Genomic DNA, 25575 nt, shown 5'->3' with positions numbered 1-25575 from the left:
CAATTCGTCCACTGTGGACATTTCGAGGCATTAGCCCTGACCAGGGCGTATCACCCTTGTTGCAACCGGTTTCACTGCCTGGCGCACCGTTGTCAAAGCTTTATTCTGTATATGCGGTTATGGCCTTTCCGGTCCGGTGCTACTGCGTAAGGTGCGTCACATGGCAGACGAGTTGGTTCACTACGAGGTGCACCAGGGAATCGCCACGATCACCCTGGACTCCCCGCACAACCGCAACGCGCTGTCCGCGCGGCTGCGGGCGGGCCTGCGCGCCGGACTGACCGAGGCGAACCGCGACGACAGCGTGCGCATCGTCGTGCTCACCCACACCGGACCGGTGTTCTGCTCCGGCATGGACCTCAAGGAGGCCGGCGACCCGGCCACCAACCAGCAGGGCGTCAGCGAGTTTCCCAAGATCCTCGAACAGATCTGGACCAGCCCCAAGCCCGTGGTGGGCCGGATCGCCGGACCGGCCAGGGCCGGCGGCGTCGGCATCGTGGCCGCGTGCGACATCGCCGTCGCCGTCCAGTCGGCCACCTTCGCGTTCAGCGAGGTGCGCATCGGCGTGGTGCCCGCGGTCATCTCGGTCACCGTGCTGCCCCGGATGCTGCCCCGCGCCGCGCACGAACTGTTCCTCACCGGGGAGACCTTCGACGCCGAGCGCGCCGTGTCCGCCGGTTTGATCAACTCCGCGGTCGCCCCCGCCGACCTGGACGGGGAAACCCGCCGCTACACCGACATGCTGGCGCTGGGCGGCCCGAACGCGCTGGCCGCCACCAAGCAGATGCTGCGCCAGCCCCGTCGCGCCACCCTCGCCGAGGACTTCGCCGACATGCTCGAACTGTCCGCCAGGCACTTCGCCAGCGAGGAGGGCCAGGAGGGCATCGCCGCGTTCCGCCAGAAGCGGACCGCCTCCTGGGTGCCCTGGCGGCGCTGACCCGCTTCGCGCCCGGTGCTCACCCGTCCTGGGATGTCAGCCCCGGCCGACATACTCCGACCATGACCATCGAGCAGTTCTGGAGGCTCATCGACCAGGCTCGCGCCGAGGTCGTGGACACCACGGACGCCGACGCGGTGGCGGACAGGGCCGCGGCCCTGCTGGCCACCCGTCCGGTCGCGGAGATCGTCGCGGCCCAGCGGCCACTGGACGAGTTGCTGGCCGTCGCCTACCGCGCCCGGCTGTGGGCGGCGGCCTACCTGATCAACGACGGCTGTTCCGACGACGGGTTCGACTACTTCCGCGGCTGGCTGATCGCCCAGGGCCGGGAGGTGTTCGAGCGGGTGGTGGCCGAGCCCGACCGCCTCGCCGAGCTGCCCGCGGTCCAGGCCGCCGCCCAGGACCAGGTGTTGCTGGAGGCCGAGTCCGTGCTCGCCGTGCCCTGGGAGGCCCACCAGACCGCCACCGGCCAGGACATGCCCCCGCCCCGGGTCAGCGTCCAGCTCCCGGAACTGGACCGCACCGTCCGCATCGACGACGAGCGGTCACACCGCCAGCACCTGCCCCGGCTGGCCGAACTGTTCCTGGACTGAGTACCGGGCCCCCGACCCGGCCGAGCGGCGCACGCCGCCCTCAGTCGAGCAGCACCACGCTGACCGGGCGCTCGCCCGACCTGGTCGCCTCGACCGCGTCGGCCACGGTCTGCCGCACCGCCTCGGCGGTGCCCGGATCGCGCTCGCGCAGCCGGTGCGCGCCCACCCAGACCAGCACGTGCTCGCCGGCCGGCAGCCAGGACAGGTCCACCAGGCAGTCGTGGAGCGCGTCCAGGTTGTGCCCGAACCACTCGGGAAACGCCAGCGCGCCGGCGATCGCGGCGAGCACCTCGCGCTTGGCCGTGACCGTGCGGGTGTCCACCACGTGCGGGTGGGCACCGCGCTGCTCGGCCTCGGCGACGGCCGCCGCGACGGCCCGGTCGCCCGCCCGGCTGTCGGCCGGTTGGGTCACCGCCCCAGCTCCTGCACCAGCCAGGCCACCACGACCAGCGCGATCAGCCCGACCAGCGCCACGGTCACACGCCTGCGAGAGTTCACCGAACCACCCTACGAACCAGTTCCCACGCCGGCCTGGCCAGGTTGCTCCCGGCGGCCGCGCTCGGTGCGCACCGGCGGCTCGGCGTCGTGGACCGGGGTGATCCGGGCCGACACCCGGTCCACCACCCGGTCGATGAACCAGGCAACGCCGAGGCACAGCGGCAGCAGCACCACCATGACCAGGGTGAACTGGAACGGGAACCAGAGCTGGGTCAGCCACAGCTCGACCCCGTCCCACCACTCCGCCAGCCAGTCCATCACCCCGTCAGGGTAGCTCCGGCCACGCTGGTGACCCGCATCACGGGACGGCCGGGGCGGCCCTCGGTAAGTTGCCGACATGTTCGCCGTGTACGCAGCAGAGCCCAACGCCCAGGACCCGCTGGCCGCGCTCCGGATCGGGGAACGCCCCGAGCCCGAGGTCCCGGACGGGTGGGTCCGGGTCGCCATCCGCGCCGCCAGCCTGAACATGCACGACCTGTGGACCCTGCGGGGCGTGGGCATCAAGCCCGACCGGTTCCCGATGATCCTCGGCTGTGACGGGGCCGGCGTGCTCGACGACGGCACCGAGGTGATGCTGCACTCGGTGATCAGCGACCCGGGCTGGGTCGGCGACGAGACCATGGACCCCAAGCGGACCCTGCTCACCGAGAAGCACCAGGGCACCTTCGCCGACCACGTGGTCGTGCCCGCGCGCAACGTGCTGCCCAAGCCGGCCGGGCTGTCCTTCGCCGAGGCCGCCTGCATGGGCACGGCCTGGCTGACCGCCTACCGGATGCTGTTCGTGAAGTCCGGGCTGCGCCCCGGGCAGACCATGCTGGTCCAGGGCGCCTCCGGCGGGGTGTCCACCGCGCTGATCGCGTTGGGCCGCGCCGCCGGGTTCCGGGTCTGGGTGACCGGCCGCAGCGAGCGCAAGCGCGCGCTGGCCGAGCGGTTGGGCGCGCACGCCGCGTTCGAGACCGGCGCGCGGCTGCCCGAGCGGGTCGACGCGGTCTTCGAGACCGTGGGCAAGGCCACCTGGTCGCACTCGATGAAGTCGCTCAAGCCGGGCGGGATCATCGTGGTGTCCGGCGCCACCAGCGGCGGCGACGCCGACGCCGAGCTGTCCCGGTTGTTCTTCCTGCAGATGCGCGTGGTGGGCGCGACCATGGGCACCCGCGACGAACTCGCCGACCTGCTGCGGTTCTGCGAGCTGTCCGGGGTGCGGCCGGTGATCGGCACCGAGCTGCCCCTGGAGCGGGCCGAGGAGGGCTTCCGCGCCATGCTGGCCGGTGAGACCGCCGGCAAGACCGTGTTCACCCGCTGACCCGGCCGGCGGACACCGGGGTACCCGAGGACACTGTTTCCCGAGGACACTGTTTCCCCCGGACACCCCGGTGTCCCCCGGACACTCGGGTACGTCCGGCTACCTGGGCCCCGCCGGGACCAGCATGGGCAGGGACACGTAGTCGCCGAGCGCCTGCTGGCCGGCGATGTTGGCGTGCACCCCGTCGCCGGTGTCGTAGGCCGGGTTGATGCTGTTCGGCCGCAGCGGGTCCCGCAGCACCTGGTCGAAGTCCACCACGCCGTCGCAGGTGCCGCCGCAGCTGTTCCACTTCCCCACGAACGTGCCCACCTCGTGCCGGTCCCGGTTGTTCTGGTCGGAGTAGCCGGGCCTCGGCGTGATCGGCGTGACGTACACCCTGATCCCGGCGGCGCGCAGCCGCTGGAACACCGCCCGGTAGCTGTCCAGCACCGGTGCGGCGGTGCAGCCGTAGGCCAGGTCGTTGGTGCCGTAGTAGTAGATCACCCCGACCACCCCGTGCAGGGCGAGCACGTCCCGGTCCAGGCGGGCCAGCGCGTCCAGGCCGGCCGCGCTGGCCGGCGCGTTCGGGCAGGCGGCCGAACTGGCCGTTCCGCCGATGCCCGCGTTGACGACCGCCAGCTGCTGGTCCGGCGGCAGTTCCGCGGCGACCCGCCTGGCCAGCACGTCGGTCCAGCGCCGGTTGGTGCCGGTCTCGGTGCAGCCCGGTCCGCAGTGGGTGCTGCCGGTGCCGTCCACCACCGAGCTGCCGAACGCCACGACCGTGCCGCGCAGCCGGGGGTTGTGCACGTCGACCGCGCTGACCAGGTAGGTGGCGCCCACCGTCCGGGTGTAGGCGGCGCCGGACTCGGCACCGACCTGGTCGCCGGCTCCCGGTGGGGTCAGGTAGTTGTCCCGGAACGCGGACACGTGCTGGCCGGGCACGAGCGTGCCGGCCACGTACACGCTCACCGCGATGTCGTCCTGGGGCCGGGTGACCAGGCCGGTGTGGTCGCTCCACACCTCGCCACCGGCCGGGATGGTCACCGAGCGCCGGCCGCCGAAGGTGAGCGCCTGGCTGGTGCCGGCGACCAGGTCCGCCCCCGCGCCGGCCCGGGCGACCGCGGCCGAGTCGATGGTGATCGGCGCGGTGCCGAACTGGTTCTGCAGCCGCACCCGCACCGCGTCGCCACCCTGGCTGAGATGGGTGATCATCCGGACGGACTGGTTGGTCAACGTGGTCGGGGCCAGGTTCTGCTGCGACTGGGCCCACGCGGTGAACCAGCCCCGGTCAGGCCGGCCGCCCCGGTCGCTGTCGGCCGTGGCCGGCGCCGAGGAGACCACGAGTCCGGCCGCCACGCTGGCCAGCGCGACAACGAGGCCAGTGAACCGCATCCGGTGGACGCACTTCCGCCACACGCGCACACACCTCTCCGGCCGGCCCGAGCACCGGCCTGGTCAACCCCCGCTCCACGTCAACTCCGCTCTGCGTCAACCCCACTCCGCGTCAACCCCACTCCGCGTCAACCCCACTCCGCGTCAACCCCACTCTGGGCAGGATCGCCGACCAGCGCCCGCACCCGAACCAGCTTGTCCTCACCCACAATGAGCTGGGTCACACCTCGTCCGGTCAGACAAGGAACCTCGGGTTCGCTCCGCGTACGGTTCGCCGAAACCAGTCGGGGCTGGTTCGGTTACCGTGCCGAGCCGGGCAGGAACCAGCCACAGGTAGGGAGGCGACCATGACCTCAGCGCAACGCGGCTTGGGTCCCGGTTCGGGGTTGTTCCGGCGCAAACCGATCGAGCAGATCACCGGCGAGAACGGCGAGCAGGGGCCGGCCGGACTGCACCGGACGCTGGGCCTGTGGCAGCTCACCGCCATCGGGATCGGCGGCATCATCGGCGCGGGCATCTTCTCGCTGGCCGGCGCGGTGGCCAACCAGACCGCCGGCCCAGCCGTGTTGATCTCGTTCCTGGTCGCCGGCGTGGCCAGTGCGGCGGCGGCGTTCTCCTACGCCGAGTTCGCCGGGCTGATCCCCAAGGCCGGCTCCGCCTACACCTACGGCTACGCCGTGCTCGGCGAGATCGCCGGCTGGTTCATCGGATGGGACCTGCTGCTGGAGTACACCGCGATCGTCGCCGTGGTCGCGATCGGCATCTCCGGCTACTTCAACGACCTGGTGGGACTGCTCGGCATCCACCTGCCCACCTGGATGCTGGGCGCGCCCGGCACCGAGACCGGCGGCATCGCGCCGGGCAGCTACCGGGTGAACCTGTTCGCGGTGCTGCTGTGCCTGCTGATCGCGTTCGTGCTCAACCAGGGCATGCGCAACGCGGCCCGGTTCGAGTCCACCCTGGTCTACCTCAAGATCGCGGTGGTGCTGGTGGTGATCGCGGTCGGCGTGTTCCACATCAACACCGCCAATTACAACCCGTTCTTCCCGTTCGGCATGTCCGGGGCGATGACCGGCGCGGCCACCGTGTTCTTCGCGGTGTTCGGCTACGACGCCATGAGCACCGCCGCCGAGGAGTCCAAGGACGCCCAGCGGCACATGCCCAGGGCCATCATCTACTCGCTGGGCATCTCCATGGTGCTGTACGTGCTGGCCTGCCTGGTGCTCACCGGCATGGTGAACTACCGGGACGTCAACGCGGAGAGCGCGTTCTCCAGCGCGTTCGCCGACATCGGCATGCCGCTGCTCGGCTCGGTGATCGCGGTCGGCGCGATCCTGGGCATCCTCACCGTGCTGTTCACCTTCATGCTCGGCGCCAGCCGGGTGTGGTTCTCGATGAGCCGCGACGGGCTGCTGCCCCGGTGGTTCGCCAAGACCCACCCGGTGCGCAAGGTGCCCACCCGGATCACCTGGATCGTGGGCGGTGCCTCCGCGCTGATCGCCGGGTTCCTGCCGATCGGCGAGGCCGCCGAACTGACCAACATCGGCATCCTGCTCGCGTTCGTGGTGGTGTGCGTGGCCGTGATCGTGCTGCGCTACCGCCAGCCCGACCTGCCCCGCACCTTCCGCACCCCGGGCATGCCGGTGGTGCCGATCATCGGGGTGGTCTTCTCGCTTTGGCTGATCACCTTCCTGGCCCCGGCGACCTGGCTGCGCTTCGCGGTGTGGTTCCTGATCGGCCTGGGCGTCTACTTCGGCTACAGCCGCCGGCACTCGCTGCTCAACCAGCCGGCCGGGTCATCCGGTGCGGCGCGGACCGACGGGACGCCCGGCTCGACCGGGTGAGCCGGGTGAACCGGGTGCGGCGGCGCTGGCGCTCACCCGGTCGGGAACCGCCTGCTGGCCTGGGCCAACGCGGCCCGGGCCTGGGTGGCCAGGCGCCGCACCACCTCGGCGGCCGGGGCCGGCTCGGCCAGCGCGTAGGTCTGGCCGGCCCACAGTGACATGGCCTCCGGGTCACCGGCCCGGCCGGACGCGCCGCGCACCGGCCGGGTCATGTGGTGCAGCTGGGGGTAGGCGGCCGGTGCGTGCGGGGTGTTCTCCCGGAGGAACCGGTTCACCAGGCCGCGTGCGGGCCGGCCGGTGAACGCCCTGGTCAGCGCGGTTCCCCGGGTCCGGTCGGCCAGGGCGGCGCGCTGCGCCGGCTGGGTGCCGGCCTCCGGGCAGGCCAGGAACGCGGTGCCGAACTGGCCGGCCACCGCGCCGGCGGCCAGCACCGCGGCCAGGTCCGCCCCGTGCACCAGGCCGCCCGCCGCGATCAGCGGCAGGTCCACCTCGGCCGCGACCAGCCGGAGCGCGGCCAGCACCCCGTACTGCTCGCCGCCACCCGGCGAGACCCCGTCGTCGGCGTGCACACCCCGGTGTCCCCCGGCCTCGGTGCCCTGCACGCACAGCACGTCCACGCCCATGGCCTTCGCCTGCCTGGCCTCGGCCGGTGTGGTCACCGTGGCCACGGCCACCGAGTTCGCCGCGTGCAGCCGGTTCACGTCGTCCGCGTCGGGCAGGCCGAAGGTGAACGACACCGCGGGAATCCGTTGCGCCAGCACGAGTTCCAGCTTGGCCGGGTAGCTGTCGTCGTCCCAGGTCGGTTCGCCCGGCTCGACCCCGTAGCGGTCGGCCTCGGCCCGCACCCGCTCGCGGTAGCCGGCGAGGTCGACGTTGGCCCTCGGATTGGGCACGAACAGGTTCACCCCGAAGGGGCGGTCGGTGAGCTTCTTGGTGTCGGCGATCTGCTGCGCCAGCGCGTCCAGGCCGAGGTATCCCGCGGCGAGGAACCCGAAGCCACCGGCGTTGGCCACCTCCGCGACCAGCGCTGGAGTGGACACCCCACCGGCCATCGGCGCCACGATCACGGGAACGGCGAGTTCCGAGAACATGCGCCGACCTTAGTTGCCGACCGGCCGCGCAGCAGCCCGGTGTCCGGCTCGTCACGCTCCGACAACGTTGCCAACATCCCGGCGGTGGACCGCCCGGGGCCACCGGGCCAGCCCGCGCAGCGCGCAGGCCGCCAGGCCAAGCACCACGAACCCGGCGGCGACCAGGCAGGAGCCGGTCCAGCCCCAGCGTCCGAAGGCCGCCGTGCCCAGGGCCGAGCCCAGTGCCCCGGCCAGGAAGATGGCCAGCACGAACGCGGTGTTCACCCGGCCGGCCGCGGCCGGCCGCACGGCCAGCGCGGCGGCCTGGTTGCCCACCTGCCCGGCCTGCGTGCCCACCGGCAGCACCAGCACGGCCGCGACGAGCAGGCCGATCCCGTGCGTGGCGACCAGGGCCAGCAGCACGCCCACCCCGAGCGCGGCCAGGCCGAGCAGGCCCACCCTGCCCCCGCCCCAGCGGTCGGCGAGCCTGCCGGCCAGTGGGGCGATGACCGCGCCGGCCAGGCCGAGCAGCCCGAACAGGCCGGCCGCGCCCGCGCTGAGGTGGTAGGGCGCACCGGTGAGCAGCAGCGCCAGCGTGGTCCACAGCGCGTTGAACGCGGCGAAGCTCGCGGCCTGGCGCAGGCCGGCCCAGCGCAGCTCGGGCTCCTCGCGCAGCAGAGCCGGCAGTGACCGCAGCAGGTCGCGGTAGCGCAGCCGGTCCCTGGGCTGCTCGTGCGGCAGGGTGCGGGCGGCCAACTGGCCGACGGCCAGGGTGAGCGCGGCGGCCAGCAGGTACACCGCGCGCCAGCCGAACCAGTCGCCGACCAGGCCGCCGACCGTGCGGGACAGCATCATCCCGGAGATCAGCCCGGCCTGGACCCAGGCCATGGCCACCGCCCTGCCGTGCGGGCCGGCCGCCTGCCCGACCAGGGGGACGAGCACCTGGGGGACCACCGTGGTCAGCGCGGCCAGCCCGGCGAGCAGGGCGAGCACCGGCAGCGCCGGGGCCAGGGCCGCGGCCAGCAGCAGCACCGAGGTGGCCACGGTGAGCCGGCCGACCAGGACGCGCCGGTTGGCCACGTCGCCCAGCGGGACGATCAGCAGCACGCCCAGGGCGTAGCCGAACAGCGCGAGGGTGGCGACCCAGCCCGCGCTGTCGGTGGGCACGCCCAGGTCCGCGGCGATCAGGCCGACCACCGGCTGGGCCAGGTAGATGTTGGCCACGGTGACCGCCGAGCACAGCGCGGCCACGGGCACCAACCCCCGTCCGCCGCTGGGACTCGTGGTCGCGGGAATGGCCGTGGGGGTGGACGGATGGTTCCGGTTCACTGGTCACCCTTCTTTTCAACCAACCAGTTGGTTGAAACCCTGCCGCAGGTGATCGCCGATTGTCAACCAACCGGTTGGTTGGTTGTTGTTACCATCGGCCCATGCCCCGGGACTCCCAGGCCACCAAGGCCCGCATCTTCGCGGCGGCCGCCGCCGAATTCGCCGCGCACGGCATCGCCGGGTCCCGGGTGGAACGCATCGCCGCCCAGGCCGGCGCCAACAAGCAGCTCATCTACGCCTACTTCGGCGACAAGGAGCGGCTGTTCGCCCAGGTGCTCGAACACGAGCTGAACCTGCTGGCCAAGGCGGTCCCGGTGGAGCCGGACGACCTGGAGACCTACCCGGAGCGGCTCTACGAGTACTACCAGCGACACCCCGAGGTGGGCCGGCTGCTGCTCTGGGAGGCGCTGGAACTGACCGGCCAGCCCGTGCCGTCGGAGGCCGAACGCACCGCGCACTACGCGGACAAGGCCGCCGCCATCGCCACCGCGCAGCAGCGCGGCGCGGTCACCCGCGAGTTCACCCCGGACATGCTGGTGCTGCTGCTGATCAGCCTGGTCGCCTACCCCATGTCGGTCACCCAGGTCCGGCGCATGCTGCTAGGCGGCGACACCCGCACCCAGCAGGACCGCACCCGCGCGGCCGTGCTGCTGGCCGCCCGCCGGCTGATGGCCCCGGCCGAGGCCGACCACCAGCGGCCGTCAGGTGAACCCCAGCCCGATCCCGAGACCGGGCCCGAGACCGGGTGACCGCGGCGGCGGGCGGGCCCGTGGCGCCGGTCGGCCGCGGGAGCGCGGTGGTGGACGGCCCCTAGAACGGGATCTCGGTCCGCGACAACCCGTACCCGAGCAGCGCGATCAGGCCGACACCGAGCAGCACCCCGAGGCTGGCGCCCAGCAGCAGTCCCCTGCCGAAGGACCGCAGCGCCCGGTGCCGGGGCACGCCGAGCAGCAGCGCCCCCACCACCAGACCACCCAGGACCAGCCCGGCGAAGGCGGAGGCGTACTCACCGCCCCGCCAGCCCCACGGGCGCGCCCGCACCGCCCAGCCCCAGCCGAGCAGGGCGATCCCGGCCAGCGGCAGCAGGAAACCGCCGACCGAGGCGAGCCGGCGGGGCGGTGCTCCCGCCACCGCGGGCTGGCCGCCCCCTGCCTGGCCGGCCCCCGCCCGCTCCGGTTGCGCTCGCACGTCACTCCCCCAGCCGACAGCCCGATCGTGGTCCGCCCTGGATTATCCACATCGGACTGTCGACGCCGGGGCGCTGCTCGCTGGTTCGCCCGCTACTTCTTGCCGGACTTGCCGCCCTTGTCGGTGGAGTCGTCGGTCGACAGGGCCGCGACGAACGCCTCCTGCGGCACCTCGACCCGACCGACCATCTTCATCCGCTTCTTGCCTTCCTTCTGCTTCTCCAGCAGCTTGCGCTTGCGGGTGATGTCACCGCCGTAGCACTTGGCCAGCACGTCCTTGCGGATCGCCCGGATGGTCTCCCTGGCGATCACCCGCGAGCCGATGGCGGCCTGGATCGGCACCTCGAACTGCTGCCGGGGGATCAGCTCGCGCAGCTTGCTGGCCATCCTGGTGCCGTAGCCGTAGGCGGCGTCCCGGTGCACGATCGCGCTGAACGCGTCCACCGGCTCGCCCTGCAGCAGGATGTCCACCTTGACCAGGTTCGCGGCCTGCTCACCGGCCTCCTCGTAGTCCAGCGAGGCATAGCCCCTGGTGCGGGACTTCAGCGCGTCGAAGAAGTCGTAGATGATCTCGGCGAGCGGCATGGTGTAGCGCAGTTCGACGCGGTCCTCGGACAGGTAGTCCATCCCGCCGAGCTGGCCGCGCCGGCTCTGGCACAGCTCCATGATCGCGCCGATGTAGTCGCTCGGCGCGATGATCGTGGTCTTGACCACCGGCTCGTACACCTCGGCGATCTTGCCGGTCGGCCAGTCCGACGGGTTGGTGACCACCTGCTCGCCGCCGTCGTCGAGCACGACCCGGTAGACCACGTTGGGCGCGGTGGAGATCAGGTCGAGGCCGAACTCGCGCTCCAGCCGGTCCCTGGTGATCTCCAGGTGCAGCAGGCCGAGGAAGCCGCACCGGAACCCGAAGCCGAGCGCGGCCGAGGTCTCCGGCTCGAAGGTCAGCGCGGCGTCGTTGAGCCGCAGCTTGTCCAGTGCCTCGCGCAGGTCCGGGTAGTCGGACCCGTCCACCGGGTACAGGCCGGAGTAGACCATCGGCTTGGGGTCGCGGTAGCCGGCCAGCGGCTCGGTGGCGCCCTTGCGCTCGGCGGTCACCGTGTCCCCGACCCGGGACTGGCGCACGTCCTTCACCCCGGTGATCAGGTAGCCGACCTCGCCGACGCCCAGCCCGCTGCTCGGCTTGGGCTCCGGCGAGATGATGCCCACTTCGAGCAGCTCGTGGGTGGCGCCGGTGGACATCATCCGGATCCGCTCCCGCGGGGTGATCTTCCCGTCCACCACCCGGATGTAGGTGACCACGCCCCGGTAGGTGTCGTACACCGAGTCGAAGATCATCGCCCGGGCCGGCGCGTCCGGGTCGCCCTCGGGCGCCGGAATCTGGCGCACCACCTCGTTGAGCAGTTCGGGCACGCCCACCCCGGTCTTGGCGGACACCCGCAGCACGTCCTCGGGCTCACAGCCGATGATGTGGGCGAGTTCGCCGGCGTACTTGTCCGGGTCGGCCGCGGGCAGGTCGATCTTGTTGAGCACCGGGATGACGGTGAGGTCGTTCTCCAGCGCCAGGTACAGGTTGGCCAGGGTCTGGGCCTCGATCCCCTGCGCGGCGTCGACCAGCAGGATGGCGCCCTCACAGGCCTCCAGCGCCCGGGACACCTCGTAGGTGAAGTCGACGTGGCCCGGGGTGTCGATCAGGTGCAGGACGTGGTCCTGCCCGTCGACCTGCCAGGGCAGGCGCACGTTCTGCGCCTTGATGGTGATGCCCCGTTCCCGCTCGATGTCCATCCGGTCCAGGTACTGCGCCCGGTAGGAGCGCTCGTCGAGCACGCCGGTGAGCTGCAGCATCCGGTCGGCCAGGGTGGACTTGCCGTGGTCGATGTGGGCGATGATGCAGAAGTTCCGGATCAGCTCCGGCGGCGTGAACGTGGTGTCGGCGAACGTAGTCACTCAGGTTCCTCGCGCGAACGGACGGGGTGGCGTGTCCATCGTCCCACGTTCGCGGCCGTGCTCCGCACGTCACGGCCACTTTGGCCGTGTCCTGCCCTGCTCAGCGCCGGTCCGGCCGGGCCGGCCCGGGCCCGCGCGGCCCTCCGGCGGACCAGCCTTGCCCGGCGGATCGCGCTGCCGGCGAACCCGGGGTTTCCGGCTGGACCGGGGTTTCCGGGATTTCGCGGTGGACCGGGGTTCCAACTGCCCCAGGCCCGCTGGTCCAGCCGCGCACCCGGTACCCGCGCAGCCGGTCGTGGCCCAGCTCACCCGGTCACCCCGGTGGCCGCCGGCCTCCTGCGCCGGCCACCTGGGCCGGCCAGTTCGTCAGCCGGCCGGCTCGGCGTCCGCTCCCACCCCGGCCGCGTCCGCCGCTCGGCCCGGCGCTGCCCCGTCCGCCCCGCCGGGTGCCTGTCCCGCCGCGTCTCCTGGCGTGCCGGCCTGCCAGCGCACGTCCGTCCGCAGCGGATGGCCGGCGGGGATCTCCACCAGCACGATGCGCGTCCCGTCCGGATCCGCGATCCACATCTCGTCCAGCCCCCACGGTTCTCGGCGGGGCTCCCGCAGCACCGGGACGTTGCGCGCGCTCAGTTCCTGAAAGGCCGCGGCCAGATCCCTGACCTGCAGCCACAAACCCAGGTCGGGGCTGGGTCCGGTGCTTCCCCGCCCCGACACCTCCAGCAGGCCCTGGCCGAGGAAGAAGACCGTGCCACCGGGGAACTCCCGGTGCACCGCCAGGCCGAGCGTGTCCCGGTAGAAGGCGACGGTCCGGTCCGGATCGGTGGGGTGCAGCAAAAACCGGCTGCTCAGCAGTTCCATACCCCTGTTCCTACCGCGTGCCCGCTGGTTTCGCCCGGCTCTGCCCGGCCTGCCGCCCGTTTGCCCGAACCGCCGGTCAGCGGCGACCGCTCGGATCCACCGGGCGCTCGTCGCCATCGCGGTCCCGAGGCCCGGGTCGAGGTCGAGGTCGAGGTCTAGGTCTAGGTCGAACCCCGGGTCGGGACCCGGTCGGGTCGCTGGCTGGGGCGGGAACACCGTGATTAGGCTGCCCGTCGTGCTTGATGGTCACCCCCGGCCCGGTCGCGGCGCTGTCCGTGAGATCGCCTTCCACCAGCGGACCACGGATCTGGTGTACGCCCCGAACCTGGACGGCGACGCCGATCCCGGTGAGGTGGTCTGGGCGTGGGTGCCCTACGAGGACGACCCCAGCCGGGGCAAGGACCGCCCGCTGCTGGTCGTCGGCCGCGACGGGCGAGCACTGCACGCCATGATGCTGTCCTCCCGGGCCCCTGAGGACCACGAGGAGCAGGACTGGCTGGCGCTGGGCTCCGGCGCCTGGGACCGCGAGGAGCGTGCCTCCTACCTGCGGTTGGACCGGCTGTTCGAACTCGACGAGGACGACATCCGGCGGGAGGGCGCGGTGTTGGACGCCACCCGCTTCCAGGCCGTGGCCGTCGAACTGCACCGCCGCTACGGCTGGCGCTGACCCCGCGCGACCGACAGCCTGCGGCAGCGCACCGCGCTCGACAACGGCTGCTGTTCCACCGGCCCGGGCGCGGCGGGTCAGGACACGGCGATGGCGGCCACGCCGGCCAGCACGATCGCCGCTCCGGTCAGTCGGCGCAGCGGATTCGGCTCGCCCAGCAGCAACCACGCGGCCACGCCGCCCACCACGATGCTCAGTTCCCTGGCCGGCGCGACCAGGCTGACCGGGGCCAGGCGCATGGCGAACAGCACCAGGATGTAGGCCAGCGGCGAGAGCACCCCGACGGCCAGCACCGTGCGCCACTGGGCCCGCCACAACGCCACCGCCGCAGCCCGCCGGCGCAGCGCGTGCGGTGCCACCAGCAGGGTCCGGCCCAGGTTGTTGCCCCAGTCCAGCAGCAGCGGCGACAGGGTGAGCGTGGTCACCGCGTGCGCGTCCCACAGCGTGTACAGGGTGATCACCACACCGGTGAGCACGCCGAAGGCCGCTCCGCCCCACCGGGTCCGGCCGCTGGTGGCCGGCGCACTCCCCCAGCCGATCACGAACACGCCGAGCACCACGGCCGCCGCCCCGGCCAGGCCCAGCGCCCCTGGGCGTTCGTCCAGCAGCAGCACGCTGACCAGCACGGTGAACAGCGGCCCGGTGCCCCTGGCCAGTGGATAGACCACGGACATGTCGCCCACCGCGTACCCGCGCTGCAACAGCACGAAGTAGACCAGGTGCAGGCCGGCGCTCACGCCGACCACCAGCACTTCGGTCCACCCCGGCCGAACCGGATCGACCAGCGCGGTCACCGCGGCGACCGGCAGGTACACGACCAGGGACGTGACCGACGTCAGCCAGACGAACAGCACCCCGCCGTCACCGGCACGCTTGGCGAACAGGTTCCAGCCGGCGTGGGCACACGCCGCGGCGAGGACAAGGGCGACGGCAAGCGGACTCATCACAGAACCCCTCAATGGTTCTCGCGCGCACGAGAACCGGGTTCCTCCAGGCTTTTGTCCCGTCAGATGACCGGCCACCGCTCCTGGGCGGCCAGCGGTGCCGCTCGGTCCAGTCCCCCTCACCCTGGTTGTGGGGTGTTCATGGCGGTTGAGGGGCGGAACCCTAGGCACTGACGCCGGCCACCCTAACCCAGCCGGTGGGAAGTTGTCCCGCCTGATCACCGGTGCCCGCCCGCCCCGACCGCGCCAGCCGTGCGCGGAAAAGCACCGCTGGTGCGCGGACAACCCGGTGTCGGCGGACGAAACCCCGCGTTAACCGCGCGGCGCTTTGCTCCTTGCTGCGGCCGGGTTACGGTCCGGCCCATGTCAGTCGTGGACCAGCCAGTACCCGACCCGGCCACGTCGGGCCAGCCAGCGCTGGACCCCTCGGTGCCCACCCCGCCCAACAGCGCCTACCTGCGGGCGGTCGAGCAGGCCACCGGGGAGCGGATCGCGGCGGCGGACCACCTCACCTCCGCGCACACCGGCGCACCGGGGCACGTGCGCACCCTGGTCGCGGCGTCCGTGGCCGAGCTGAGCGCCGAACTGGTCGGCCTGAGCCGGGACCTGCACGCCCATCCCGAGCCCGCGTACGCCGAGCACCGGTCCGCGCGCGTGGTCGCCGAACTGGTCGCCCGAGCCGGACACCAGGCCGCGGTGGGCGTCGGTGGGCTGGACACCGCCCTGCTGGCCTCGGCCGGGACCGGCCATCCGCACGTGGCCGTGCTGGCCGAGTACGACGCGCTGCCCGGCATCGGGCACGGCTGCGGCCACAACATCATCTGCGCGGCCGGCGTCGGGGGTTTCCTGGGCGCGGCGGCGGCCATCGCGCACACCGGCGGCCGGGTCAGCCTGGTCGGCACCCCGGCCGAGGAGGGTGGCGGCGGCAAGGAGCGGCTGGCCAGGGCCGGCGTGTTCGACGACGTGGACGCGGTGGTCATGCTGCACCCGTTCCCCTACGACGTGGCCACCCACCCGTTCCTCGGCCGGCGCCAGGTGGAGATGGTCTTCACCGGGATCGCCGCGCACGCCTCGGCCCAGCCGTTCATGGGGCGCAACGCCCTGGACGCGGCGGTCACCGCCTACCAGGGCGTTGCCGCGCTGCGGCAGCACATTCCCGGCACCGACCGGATCCACGGCGTGTTCACCGACGGTGGGGCCAGGCCGAACGTGGTGCCCGACCGCGCGGCCGTGCTGTTCTACTTCCGGTCCCCCGACCCCGACCTGCTGCGTGACCTGAGCCAGCGGGTCGAACGCATCGCCCAGGGGGCGGCGCTGCTGCACGGCGTGGGGGTGGAGCTGCGCTGGGACCCCTTCCCGCCGTACCTGCCGATCCGGCACAACCACACGCTGGCCCGGCGGTGGGCCGTGCACCAGCGCGACCGGGGCCGCAAGGCACTGGGCCCCGGGGTGGTGCCGGAGAGCCTCACCGGCTCGACCGACCTGGGCAACCTGAGCTTCCGGATGCCCGCGATCCACCCGATGATCGCCGTCGGCCAGGCCAGCGGGGCACTGCACACGGTCGAGTTCGCCGAGGCGGCCGGGTCGGCCGACGGGGATCGCGCCGTGCTCGACGGGGCACACGGCCTGGCCCAGGTGGCCGCCGACTACCTCGCTGACCCCGTGCTGCGCGAGGCGGTGCACGAGGAGTTCGCCGCGGCCGGCGGACCGGTGGACGTCCCCAACTTCTTCAGCTGACCCCGTCGACACCCCGTCCCGCGGCCCACACCACGCCGGGCCGGTGTTCCCGCGGCGCGTCCCGTGGCTCGCCCGTGTTTTCCCCTGGTTGCCCGTTCCCGCGAGGAGAACAGCATGACGAAGGCCAGGACCGCGTCCCGTCCCGGGGCAGTGGACCGACTGCTGACCACGATCGAACGGGTGGGCAACCGGCTGCCCGAGCCGTTCATCCTGTTCACCATCTTGGTGGTGGTCCTGATCGTGGTGTCCACGGTCGTCGCCGCGTTCGGCGTCACCGTGCGGATCCCGGGCGACGACGAGGACATCCCGATCCGGGGCGTGCTGAGCGGCGAGGGCATCGCCTTCCTGTTCACGAAGCTGCCCGCCAACTTCATTGGTTTCCCACCGATGGAGACGGTCGTGACGATCATGCTGGGGGTGGGCGTCGCCGAGCGCACCGGCCTGTTGTCCGCGTTGATCCGCGCGGCCTTCGGCGGCAGCAGGGGACGGCTGCTGCCCTACGCGGTCGGCGTCATCGGGGTGTCCGCCAGCGTGATGGCCGACTCGTCGATGATCATCATCCCGCCGTTGGCCGCGATGGTGTTCAAGGCCGCGGGCCGGCACCCGGTGGCCGGCCTGATCGGCGGGTTCGCCGCCGCTGGCGCCGGCTACTCCACCGCGCCCGTGCCGACCAGCCTGGACGCGCTGTTCTCCGGGATCAGCAATGCCGTGGCCGAGACGCTGCCCAATCCGGGCACGCCGGTCACCCCGGTCTCCAACTACTACTTCAACCTGGTCTCCTCGATCGCGCTCGGCCTGCTCGCCGGCTGGTTGATCGACAAGGTCATCGAGCCACGCCTGAACCGCACCAACGTGCCCCGGGACGAGGCCGGCGACCCGGACACCAGCGACCCGGACACCAGCGACCCGCAGACCAGCGATCCGGGTACCCGCGCCCCGGACGCCACTGACCCGGACGCCACTGACTCGGACGCCACTGACCCGGACGCGACTGGCGGCGCGGGGCCCGCCGGGCCCGGCACCCCTCGGCCAGCCGGCGGCACACCTCGCGCCGGCAAGGCAGGTGCTGACACGGCAGGCACCGACACGGCAGGTGCTGACGCGGCAGGTGCTGGCTGGCCGGCCGGCGCGGACGCCGACGCGGAACCCGGTGCCGGGCAGGCGGCCAGGGTCGAGCTGACCGCGGTGGAGCGGCGTGGTCTGCGCTGGGCCGGACTGAGCCTGCTGGTGACCGTGGTCGCGCTGGTCGTGCTCACCGTGTGGCCGGACTCGCCGATGCGCAACGAGACCGGCGGCTACCTGCCCAAGTCGCCCCTGATGAGTTCACTCACCACACTGATCTTCCTGGTCTTCCTGGTGCCCGCCATCGCCTACGGCACCACCGTCAAGGCCGTCACCAGGCCCGGGGACGTGCCGAGGCTGATGGGTGGGGCGATCCGCGACCTGACCGGCTTCCTGGTGCTGGCCTTCATCCTCGGCCAGTTCATCGCGCTGTTCAACTGGACCAACATCGGCACCTGGCTGGCGGTCAGCGGTGCGGACCTGCTGCGGACTCTCGGCCTGGACGGCTACCCCGCGTTCGTCGGCTTCATGGTCCTGGCCTCGCTGTTGAACCTGTTCATCATCTCCGGTTCGAGTCTGTGGACGTTGATGGCGGCCGTGTTCGTGCCCATGTTCGCGCTCCTCGGCTTCGAGCCCGGCTTCGCCCAGGCGGCGTTCCGGGTCGGCGACTCGGCCACCCAGGTGATGACGCCGCTCAACCCGTACATGATCGTGCTGCTGACCTTCCTGCGCCGCTACGAACCCCGGGCCGGCATCGGCACGCTGGTGGCCCGCATGGTGCCGTTCGTGGTGCCGTTCTGGGTGACCTGGGCGCTGATCCTGACCGTGTTCTACTTCGCCGACCTGCCGCTGGGACCGGGCATGGGAATCCACATCGGACAGTGAGCGGACCCGTGCCGGACTCAGGCTGTGCGGAGCACGGCGAGCAGTTCCGGGCCGCGGGCGACCAGCCGGTGGTGGGCCAGATCGCCCCACCACCGCGCGGCGACCACCCCGCTGGCCACCCCGACCAGCACGCCCAGCCAGGTCAGCACCGGAAGGTCGGTGAGCACGCCGACCAGGTCGATCAGCACCACCGGTCCGGCCGCGACCAGCAGCAGCAGGCTCATCACCAGCTGCCGCAGCGCCGCGGCGCAGCCCGGGTTGTTGCCGGCCGCGAACGGATTGCCGTTGCGCTGGCTGGGCACGGGGTAGGCGGCGTAGGTGGACAGCAGCAGCACCACCCCGGCACTGCCGCCCAGCACGGCCGGGGTCAGCCCGAGCACCCACGGGTAGACGCCCGGATCGCCGCTCACCGCGGGCAGCACCAGGGCCGCGGCGATCGCCACCGGGCTGACCAGGATCAGCCAGGCCAACTGCCGGCCACGCACGTCGGCGCGTTCGGCACCCGGGGTGACCAGGGTCTGCCACAGGGCTGTGCCGTCGAATCCGAACAGGTTGCCGGCCTGCAGGCAGCACAGGCCCAGCGCGAACAGGCCGCCGAACGCGATGGCGTCGACCGCTCCCCTGCTGCTGACCGTGGTGATGACCGGCAGGGCCAGCCCGATCAGCAGCGGGGAGACCAGGGTCACCCGCCGCCGGGCATCCCGCCGCCAGGTGCGCAGCTCCTTGGCGGCCACCGCGCCCACCGGCCCGGCCGGCAGCAGGCTGCGCCGCCCGGACCGGTCCGTCCGGCCGCCGCGCACGGCGGCACCCCCTGCCGAGGCCACCCTGGTCATGCGGGCCCGCAGCAGCCCGGCCCAGGCCGGCACCAGCAGCACCACCAGCACGGCCAACCCGGCCAGTGGCGCGGCCACCAACAGCCAGTCGGACCGGCCGGCCGCGTGCACCGCGACCACGCCCCAACCGCTGGGCAGGGCACGCAGCACCGCGGAGAACACCGGTGACTCGCGGTGCAGCAGCACCGGGCCGAGGGTCTCGAAGGCCAGCCGGACGGGGACGAACGCCAGGCCCACCAGGGCGGCCAGCACCACGCCCACGTCCCGGCCCCGCCGGGACCGCAGCACCGCGCCAAGGCCGGCGAACACCACCCGGGACAGCAGCACGGCGAAGGCCAACTGGAGCAGCACCGCCAGCACGGCCACGACTGCCGCGACCGGACCAAGCCGCAGGCCCTGGACCACCAGCCCGCACAGGGCCACGGCCGTGGCCAGCGGGGCCACCCCCACCAGCGCGGCGGCCAGGAACCCTCGGGCCAGTGCGGTCGACCCGATCGGCAGCAGCCGGAAGTGCTCCGGTTGCAGTGTCTCGTCGCTGCCGCCGGTCACCAGCGGCCCGAACAGCCAGCCCAGGGTCCACACGGCCAGCAGCGCGGCGGTCAGGTCGACGCTGACCTCGGGGTCGCCCACGTCCAGCCCGCAGACCAGCGCGGTGCCCACCCCGGCGATCAGGGCGAACAGTCCACCGACCAGCACCGCCGCGGCTCGCCTGCCGCGCACCGAGTTGCGCAGCATCCGCAGCTTCATCCGGATCAGGACGCCAACCACGACAACCCCTCCTGTCCCCCGACGCGCCCACCGACCAGGTCCACGAACGTGGCCTCCAGGCTCTGCCCGCCCCGCACCTGGTCCAACGGGCCACTGGCCACCACCCGGCCGCGCGCGATCACCGCGACGTGGTCGCACAGCTGCTCGACCAGCGCCATGACGTGGCTGGAGAGCACGACCGCGCCGCCGGAGGCCACGAACCGCTGCAGGATGGTGCGGATGGTGGTCGCCGACACCGGGTCGACCGCCTCGAACGGTTCGTCGAGCACCAGCAGCTTCGGTGCGTGCAGCAGCGCCGCGGCCAGCCCGATCTTCTTGCGCATGCCCGCCGAGTAGTCGACCACCAGGGTGCGTTCGGCCGAGTCGAGTTCGAGCACGCCGAGCAGTTCCGCGGCCCGCTGGGCCACGGTGGCCGCGTCGAGGCCGCGCAGTTGACCGGTGTAGGTCAGCAACTCGCGCCCGGTCAGCCGCTCGGGTAACGCCAGGCCGTCCGGCAGCACCCCGACCAGGCTCTTGGCCCGGACCGGGTCCTCCCACACGTCGACGCCGAAGATCCGGGCGCTGCCCGCGTCCGGCCGCAGCAGCCCCACCGCCATGGACAGCGATGTGGTCTTGCCGGCGCCGTTCGGGCCGACCAGCCCGAAGAACGATCCCCTCGGCACCGCGAGGTGCACCTGGTCGACGGCCGTGTTCCCGCCGAAGGCCTTGCACAGCCCGGTGAGCAGGAGCGCGGGCGCGTCCGGTGCCGCCCCGGCCCCGTAGGCGGGCAGGTCAACAGGTTCGCCAGGTCGCATGGCTCAACCCCCAGTCCGGTCGGTTCAGCCGGCGGGTGGGTGCGCCGCCGGCAATAAAGTGATATCACATTGCTAGACGTTCGCGGTGGCTCCACCCGAACCTTGAGCCCAGATGGAGGTAGCGATGGCGCAGCCGCTGACCGGCGTTGAGATGCCCACGCCGGAAGTGCGCGAGCGGGCGGCGTTCCAGCTGCCCGGGATCGTGATGTTCCTGGTCGCGCTGGCACTGGTGGTGGTGGGCGTCGCGGGTGGCGCCATGGTTAGTGACACCGGCGGCCCACTGCTGGTCGTCCCCGTGGTGTTGACCCTGCTCGGCGTGCTCACCTTCCGCGGGCTGCTGGCCGTGTCCCCCGGCGAGGCCCGGGTGCTGCAGTACCTGGGCCGCTACACCGGCACGGTCCGCACCGACGGACTCTGCTGGGTCAACCCGCTGACCACGCGCAAACCCGTGTCGACCCGGATCCGCAACCACGAGACAGCGGTGATGAAGGTCAACGACGCGGACGGCAGCCCGATCGAGATCGCGGCCGTGGTGGTCTGGCAGGTCGACGACACCGCCCAGGCCGTGTTCGAGGTGGACGACTTCGTGGCGTTCGTCAGCATCCAGACCGAGACGGCCGTGCGGCACATCGCCACCAGCTACCCCTACGACCGGCACGACACACCAGGGCTGTCGCTGCGCGAGAACGCCGACGAGATCACCGAGAAGCTGTCCGCCGAGATCTCGGCTCGGGTCCGCTCGGCCGGGGTGCGGGTGATCGAGTCCCGCCTCACCCACCTGGCCTACGCCCCCGAGGTCGCCCAGGCCATGCTGCAGCGGCAGCAGGCCGGCGCCGTGGTCGCGGCCAAGCAGCGCATCGTGGAGGGCGCGGTGGGCATGGTCGAACTGGCCCTGTCCCGGCTGGCCGACCAGGAGGTGGTCGAACTGGACGAGGAACGCAAGGCCGCCATGGTCAGCAACCTGCTCGTCGTGCTGTGCGGGGACCGGGCAACGCAACCGGTGGTCAACACGGGGTCGCTCTACCACTAGGCCCGCGACATGGCCGAGCGCAAGAGCTTCCTGCTCAGGCTGGACCCCGCGGTGCACGACGCGCTGAGCCGCTGGGCCAACGACGAGCTGCGCAGCGTCAACGCGCAGATCGAGTTCCTGCTGCGGCGGGCACTGGCCGAGGCGGGGCGGCTGCCCGACAACGCGGGCCGGCCGGCCCGCCGGGGCAGGCCGCGCAAGACCACGCCACCCGAACGACCGGAGACAGAACCACCCGGCACGGAACCACCGGACCCGAGCGGACCAGGGGATTAGGCGGGGCGGGCTGGTCGGCGCCGGTCCGCCGCACCCGTCGCTGTCCACGCCCGAGGCCGTTGTCGATTACCAGAAAGATCCGTTGCCGGACCCCGAGAAGACCAGGAGAGCAGGACTTCCCATGACAGCCGAGTCCCACGTGCGCGTCGACGGTCGGCGCCTGGCCTACGTCGACTTCGGCGGTACGGGCGCTCCGGTGTTGGCGCTGCACGGCCACTTCGGCCGGGCCCGGATGTTCGCGCCGCTGGCCGCCGCGCTCGCCCCCGGCCACCGGGTGATCGCCCTGGAGCAGCGCGGGCACGGGCACAGCGACCGCGCCGCCGAGTTCACCCCGGCCGGCTACGTCGCCGACGCCGCCGAGTTCCTGCGCCGGCTCGACCTCGGCCCGGTGGTGGTGCTCGGCCACTCCATGGGCGGGGTGGTCGCGTTCCAGCTGGCCGCCCGTCACCCGGAGCTGGTGCGCGCGCTGGTCGTGGCGGACGCCGCCGCGCGCAACCGGCAACCGGAGGTCGCCCACCCCGTGCTGGACGTGCGGGGCTGGCCCCGGCGGGCCCCCACCCTGCGGGCGCTGCGCGACCAAGTCGAGGCGCTCGGCATCCCCGATGCCACCTACTTCCTGGAGAGCGCGGTCGAGCACCCGGACGGATGGGGATTCCTGTTCGACCAGGCCGACATGATGGCCTCGCAGCAGGCGCTGGTGGGCGACTGGTGGCCGGACTGGCTCGCCTCGACCTGCCCGGCACTGCTCGTGCACGGCCAGGACAGCATCGTCCTGCCCACGGCCATGGCCAGGGAGATGGCCGGGCAGCGGCCCAACACCCGGCTGCGCGAGTTTCCCGGTTGCGGCCACTGGGTGCACGACGACGACCCAGTCGGTTTCGCCCACGCCGTCCAGGAGTTCCTCGACACGGTGTGAGCGTTGGAGGGGCCGGATCACGGCGGTGCGGCGGTGGGCCGGGCGAGCGGTACGGCCGGCGGTCGGCCGCCGGCCCGGTTCGCCTTTCCCACCTGGAATTCCCCGTTCCACCCCAAATGCCTGTCGGTCCACCCGGTAAGTTCGCATCGTCCGGACGATCACTGGGCGGCATCGCACGAACAGGATCTGGTAGGGGATCGACAGGGGGCAGCAGCCCATGCCGGAAGAGTCAGGGCGGATCGACCCACGGTTTGGCAGCGCACTGCGCCAACTGCGCATCGACCGGGGGTTGTCCCAGCAGGACCTGTGCCGGGTCATCCCGTGCAGCGCCGGCTGGTTGAGCCGGGTCGAGGCGGGCACCGGCGTGCCCACACCCGACTTCGTGCGCAGGTGCGACGAGGCCCTGCGGGCCGACGGCGCCCTGGTCACCCTGGCCAGGCAGGCCGGCGTGGGACAGCAGTCCCGGCGCCGGCCGGGACGCCCGGCCGCGCACCGCCCCGCCCAACTGCCGCAGACCGTCTCGGCCACGTTCGTCGGGCGCGACGGTGAGCTGACCGAACTGGACGCGCTGCTCGACGAACGGCCGAACGAGATGGTCACGGTCATCATCGACGGCCTGGCCGGGGTCGGCAAAACCTCACTGGCACTGCGCTGGGCGCGGCGCATCGCCGACCGGTTCCCGGACGGCGCGGTGTTCCGCGACCTGCGCGGCTTCGACCCGACCGGGCACCCGGCCGACCCGGAGGAGGTGCTGGAGGGCCTGCTCGTCGACCTCGGGGTGGCCGCGTCCACCGTGCCGCCCACGGCCGAGCGCCGCGCGGCGCTGTTCCGCAGCGTGCTCGACGGCCGGCGGGTCCTGCTGGTGCTGGACAACGCGGCCACCAGTGAGCAGGTCCTGCCGCTGCTGCCGGGCACGCCCGGCTGCGCGGTGATCGTGACCAGCCGCCGACGCCTGTCCGGCCTGGCGGTGCGCACCGACGGCCACCGGGTGACGTTGGGCCCGCTGGACCGCGTCGAGTCCGTGGCGTTGCTGCGCCAGCTCATCGGGCCGCGCGCGGAAGCCGAACCCCGCGCCGCCGCCGCCCTGGCCGACCAGTGCGGACACCTGCCGCTGGCGCTGCGCATCGCCGGGCACCGGGCCGCCAGCCGGCCCCGCCTCGACCTGTCCGAACTCGTGGACGAACTGGTCGGTGAGGAGCAGCGGCTGGAGGCGCTCACCACCCTCGACGACGTGACCGTGCGCGCCGCGTTCTCCTGGTCCTACCGGGATCTCGACCAGCGGGCGGCCCGGATGTTCCGGCTGCTGGGCCTGTACCCGGGTGAGTCGATCAGCACCGGGGCGGCCGGCGCGCTGGCCGGGGTGCCCGTCGGCCAGGCCAGGTCCACGTTGGACGGACTGACCAACGTGAACATGCTGGAGGAGGTGGCGCGTGACCGGTTCCGGTTCCACGACCTGCTGCGCGACTACGCGGCCGAGCAGGCGACCGCCGAGGAGGGGCCGGACGAGCGGGAGCAGGCCATCCGCCGGCTGGTCGACTGGTACGTGCACACCTCGCACCTGGCCAGCCTGCTGGTCGCCCCGCAGCGGCCGACCAACCTGGAGCTGATGCCGGCGGCCGCCGGGGTGGCACCGGTGCCGCTCGACTCCACCGAGGCCGCCCTGGCCTGGTACGACGCCGAACTGGCCAACCTCACCCCGATCACCCGGCTGGCCACCGACCACGGCCTGTTCGTGCAGGGGTGGCAGTTGCCGGTGACGCTGTGGAACTACCTGCAGCTGCGCTGCCCGTGGGCGGTGTGGGAGGCCACCCACCGGATCGGCCAGGAGGCCGCGCGGGCCTGCGGCGACCGGCTCGGTGAGGCGTGGGTGAACACCAACCTGGGCTACGGGCTGCACGCGCGCGGCGAGCACGACCAGTCCGAGGCCTGCTACCAGGCGGCCCTGGCGATCCGCCAGGAGATCGGCGATGTCCACGGCCAGGCGTGGACGCTCAACGGCTGGGGGTTCACCGCGCTGGACCGGGGGGACGCCGGCCGCGCCGAAGGGCTGTTCGAGCAGGCGCTGCCGCTGTTCGAGGCCGTGGGCGACCAGCACGGCCGGGGGATCGCGCTGGCCGCGCTCGGCGACGCCTGCCGGGCCCAGCACCGGGACGGCGACGCGCTGCGCCGGCTGACCGAGGCGTTGCGCGCCTTCGAGGACATGGGCGACGACCACGGCCAGGGCTTCACCCTGGTCAAGTTCGGCGAGCTGTACCGGGGGGCGGGCAACCTGGAGCAGGCGCTGGAGCACTTCACCCGGTCGCTGGTGTGCCGGCGGCGGGCCACCGACCGCCCTGGCGAGGCCGACTCGCTGGAGCGGCGGGGCAACGTGCTGGCCGAACGGGGCCACCCGCTGGCTGCCGCCCGCTCCTGGGACGAGGCGGTGGCCATCTACGAGGAACTGGGCGATCCGCGCGCCGCCGAGCTGCGGGAACGGGTGGCCAGGCTGCGCACCGGGGTGTCGGCCGGTCGGGGCTTTGACGCGTCGAGCCGGGAGATCAGCTGAGCCGGCGGGCTCCCGCCCGGAGCGGGGCCGCTGCTCGCACTGCCGCTGCCCGCCCTGCCCTGCTCGCACTGCCGCTGCCCGCCCTGCCCTGCCCGCACTGCCCTGCCCGCAGGGCCCCTGCTCGTACTGCCAGGTGCGCCCCGCCCGCTGCTCGCTGCCTTGGCCGCGGTGACGGGCGGGCGCG

The 25575-nt window shown here is 72.8% G+C and carries 22 protein-coding genes and 1 pseudogene; 12 read left to right on the top strand and 11 right to left on the bottom strand.

Translation table 11 applies throughout. From position 1 onward, the window contains the following. Positions 1 to 160 precede the first annotated feature (160 nt). Positions 161 to 937, top strand: a complete 777-nt coding sequence (locus tag LX83_RS10140) for an enoyl-CoA hydratase-related protein (RefSeq protein ID WP_253769704.1) — start codon at positions 161 to 163, stop codon at positions 935 to 937. Between the two features lie 62 nt (positions 938 to 999). Then, positions 1000 to 1530, top strand: a complete 531-nt coding sequence (locus tag LX83_RS10135) for a DUF4240 domain-containing protein (protein ID WP_253769702.1) — start codon at positions 1000 to 1002, stop codon at positions 1528 to 1530. Between the two features lie 40 nt (positions 1531 to 1570). On the opposite strand, the gene LX83_RS10130 is transcribed toward LX83_RS10135, so the two are convergent. Next, positions 1571 to 1942, bottom strand: coding sequence for a barstar family protein (locus tag LX83_RS10130; protein ID WP_253769701.1), 372 nt, complete (start codon positions 1940 to 1942; stop codon positions 1571 to 1573). Between the two features lie 95 nt (positions 1943 to 2037). Then, complete coding sequence (locus tag LX83_RS10125) at positions 2038 to 2286, bottom strand: hypothetical protein (RefSeq protein WP_301327921.1); 249 nt, start codon at positions 2284 to 2286, stop codon at positions 2038 to 2040. 79 nt (positions 2287 to 2365) lie between these two features. Between LX83_RS10125 and LX83_RS10120 the strand changes: the two genes are divergently transcribed. Continuing rightward, positions 2366 to 3331, top strand: coding sequence for a zinc-binding dehydrogenase (locus tag LX83_RS10120; RefSeq protein WP_253769697.1), 966 nt, complete (start codon positions 2366 to 2368; stop codon positions 3329 to 3331). Between the two features lie 99 nt (positions 3332 to 3430). Here the strand turns inward: LX83_RS10120 and LX83_RS10115 are convergent, their stop codons facing one another. Then, positions 3431 to 4702, bottom strand: a complete 1272-nt coding sequence (locus LX83_RS10115; protein ID WP_253769695.1) for a GDSL-type esterase/lipase family protein — start codon at positions 4700 to 4702, stop codon at positions 3431 to 3433. Positions 4703 to 5049: 347 nt separating this feature from the next. Between LX83_RS10115 and LX83_RS10110 the strand changes: the two genes are divergently transcribed. Continuing rightward, the gene (locus LX83_RS10110) at positions 5050 to 6546 is read left to right on the top strand and encodes an amino acid permease (protein ID WP_253769693.1); all 1497 of its coding nucleotides are present in this window, start codon (positions 5050 to 5052) and stop codon (positions 6544 to 6546) included. Positions 6547 to 6578: 32 nt separating this feature from the next. On the opposite strand, the gene LX83_RS10105 is transcribed toward LX83_RS10110, so the two are convergent. Next, positions 6579 to 7637 (bottom strand): NAD(P)H-dependent flavin oxidoreductase, encoded by a 1059-nt coding sequence (locus LX83_RS10105; RefSeq protein ID WP_253769691.1) that lies wholly within the window; start codon positions 7635 to 7637, stop codon positions 6579 to 6581. 51 nt (positions 7638 to 7688) lie between these two features. Then, positions 7689 to 8945: an MFS transporter gene (locus LX83_RS10100; protein ID WP_253769689.1), complete on the bottom strand. Its 1257-nt coding sequence runs from the start codon at positions 8943 to 8945 to the stop codon at positions 7689 to 7691. Positions 8946 to 9046: 101 nt separating this feature from the next. Between LX83_RS10100 and LX83_RS10095 the strand changes: the two genes are divergently transcribed. Further along, positions 9047 to 9694, top strand: a complete 648-nt coding sequence (locus LX83_RS10095) for a TetR family transcriptional regulator (RefSeq protein WP_253769687.1) — start codon at positions 9047 to 9049, stop codon at positions 9692 to 9694. Positions 9695 to 9755: 61 nt separating this feature from the next. Here the strand turns inward: LX83_RS10095 and LX83_RS10090 are convergent, their stop codons facing one another. The 3 genes and pseudogenes from LX83_RS10090 to LX83_RS10080 form a co-directional block, all read right to left on the bottom strand. Next, on the bottom strand, positions 9756 to 10133 hold the full coding sequence (locus tag LX83_RS10090) for a hypothetical protein (RefSeq protein WP_253769685.1): 378 nt from the start codon (positions 10131 to 10133) through the stop codon (positions 9756 to 9758). A 92-nt stretch (positions 10134 to 10225) separates the two neighbouring features. Beyond that, positions 10226 to 12079 (bottom strand): translation elongation factor 4, encoded by a 1854-nt coding sequence (lepA, locus tag LX83_RS10085; RefSeq protein ID WP_253769682.1) that lies wholly within the window; start codon positions 12077 to 12079, stop codon positions 10226 to 10228. Positions 12080 to 12565: 486 nt separating this feature from the next. Beyond that, positions 12566 to 12937: pseudogene (locus LX83_RS10080) on the bottom strand (VOC family protein); the annotation flags it as partial. Positions 12938 to 13172: 235 nt separating this feature from the next. Here LX83_RS10080 and LX83_RS10075 point away from each other — a divergent pair. Then, complete coding sequence (locus tag LX83_RS10075; RefSeq protein ID WP_253769673.1) at positions 13173 to 13604, top strand: type II toxin-antitoxin system PemK/MazF family toxin; 432 nt, start codon at positions 13173 to 13175, stop codon at positions 13602 to 13604. A 77-nt stretch (positions 13605 to 13681) separates the two neighbouring features. Here the strand turns inward: LX83_RS10075 and LX83_RS10070 are convergent, their stop codons facing one another. Continuing rightward, a complete protein-coding gene (locus LX83_RS10070) occupies positions 13682 to 14548 on the bottom strand; it encodes an EamA family transporter (protein WP_253769671.1) in 867 nt (288 codons plus the stop codon). 363 nt (positions 14549 to 14911) lie between these two features. Between LX83_RS10070 and LX83_RS10065 the strand changes: the two genes are divergently transcribed. Continuing rightward, positions 14912 to 16285 carry a M20 family metallopeptidase gene (locus tag LX83_RS10065; protein WP_253769669.1) on the top strand — a complete coding sequence of 458 codons (1374 nt, stop codon included), beginning with the start codon at positions 14912 to 14914 and terminating at the stop codon, positions 16283 to 16285. A 114-nt stretch (positions 16286 to 16399) separates the two neighbouring features. Next, a complete protein-coding gene (locus LX83_RS10060) occupies positions 16400 to 18232 on the top strand; it encodes an AbgT family transporter (protein ID WP_253769667.1) in 1833 nt (610 codons plus the stop codon). 17 nt (positions 18233 to 18249) lie between these two features. On the opposite strand, the gene LX83_RS10055 is transcribed toward LX83_RS10060, so the two are convergent. Together LX83_RS10055 and LX83_RS10050 are read right to left on the bottom strand one after the other, a co-directional pair. Continuing rightward, complete coding sequence (locus tag LX83_RS10055; RefSeq protein ID WP_253769665.1) at positions 18250 to 19833, bottom strand: hypothetical protein; 1584 nt, start codon at positions 19831 to 19833, stop codon at positions 18250 to 18252. Further along, the gene (locus LX83_RS10050; protein ID WP_322791102.1) at positions 19818 to 20627 is read right to left on the bottom strand and encodes an ABC transporter ATP-binding protein; all 810 of its coding nucleotides are present in this window, start codon (positions 20625 to 20627) and stop codon (positions 19818 to 19820) included. Before LX83_RS10050 ends, LX83_RS10055 begins: the two co-directional genes overlap by 16 nt. Before the next feature lie 124 nt (positions 20628 to 20751). On the opposite strand from LX83_RS10050, the gene LX83_RS10045 reads away from it, so the two are divergent. The 4 genes from LX83_RS10045 to LX83_RS10030 all read left to right on the top strand — a co-directional run bounded on the left by LX83_RS10045 (position 20752) and on the right by LX83_RS10030 (position 25391). After that, on the top strand, positions 20752 to 21657 hold the full coding sequence (locus LX83_RS10045) for an SPFH domain-containing protein (protein WP_253769663.1): 906 nt from the start codon (positions 20752 to 20754) through the stop codon (positions 21655 to 21657). A 9-nt stretch (positions 21658 to 21666) separates the two neighbouring features. Continuing rightward, on the top strand, positions 21667 to 21930 hold the full coding sequence (locus tag LX83_RS10040; protein ID WP_253769661.1) for a hypothetical protein: 264 nt from the start codon (positions 21667 to 21669) through the stop codon (positions 21928 to 21930). Between the two features lie 121 nt (positions 21931 to 22051). Then, a complete protein-coding gene (locus LX83_RS10035) occupies positions 22052 to 22846 on the top strand; it encodes an alpha/beta fold hydrolase (protein WP_253769659.1) in 795 nt (264 codons plus the stop codon). Positions 22847 to 23063: 217 nt separating this feature from the next. Continuing rightward, entirely contained in the window at positions 23064 to 25391 is a 2328-nt protein-coding gene (locus tag LX83_RS10030) for a tetratricopeptide repeat protein (protein WP_253769657.1), read from the top strand. Positions 25392 to 25575 lie beyond the last annotated feature (184 nt).

Source organism: Goodfellowiella coeruleoviolacea (genome assembly GCF_024171785.1).
GTDB classification, from domain to species: domain Bacteria; phylum Actinomycetota; class Actinomycetes; order Mycobacteriales; family Pseudonocardiaceae; genus Goodfellowiella; species Goodfellowiella coeruleoviolacea.
This window is presented reverse-complemented; position numbering and strand designations above follow the sequence as displayed.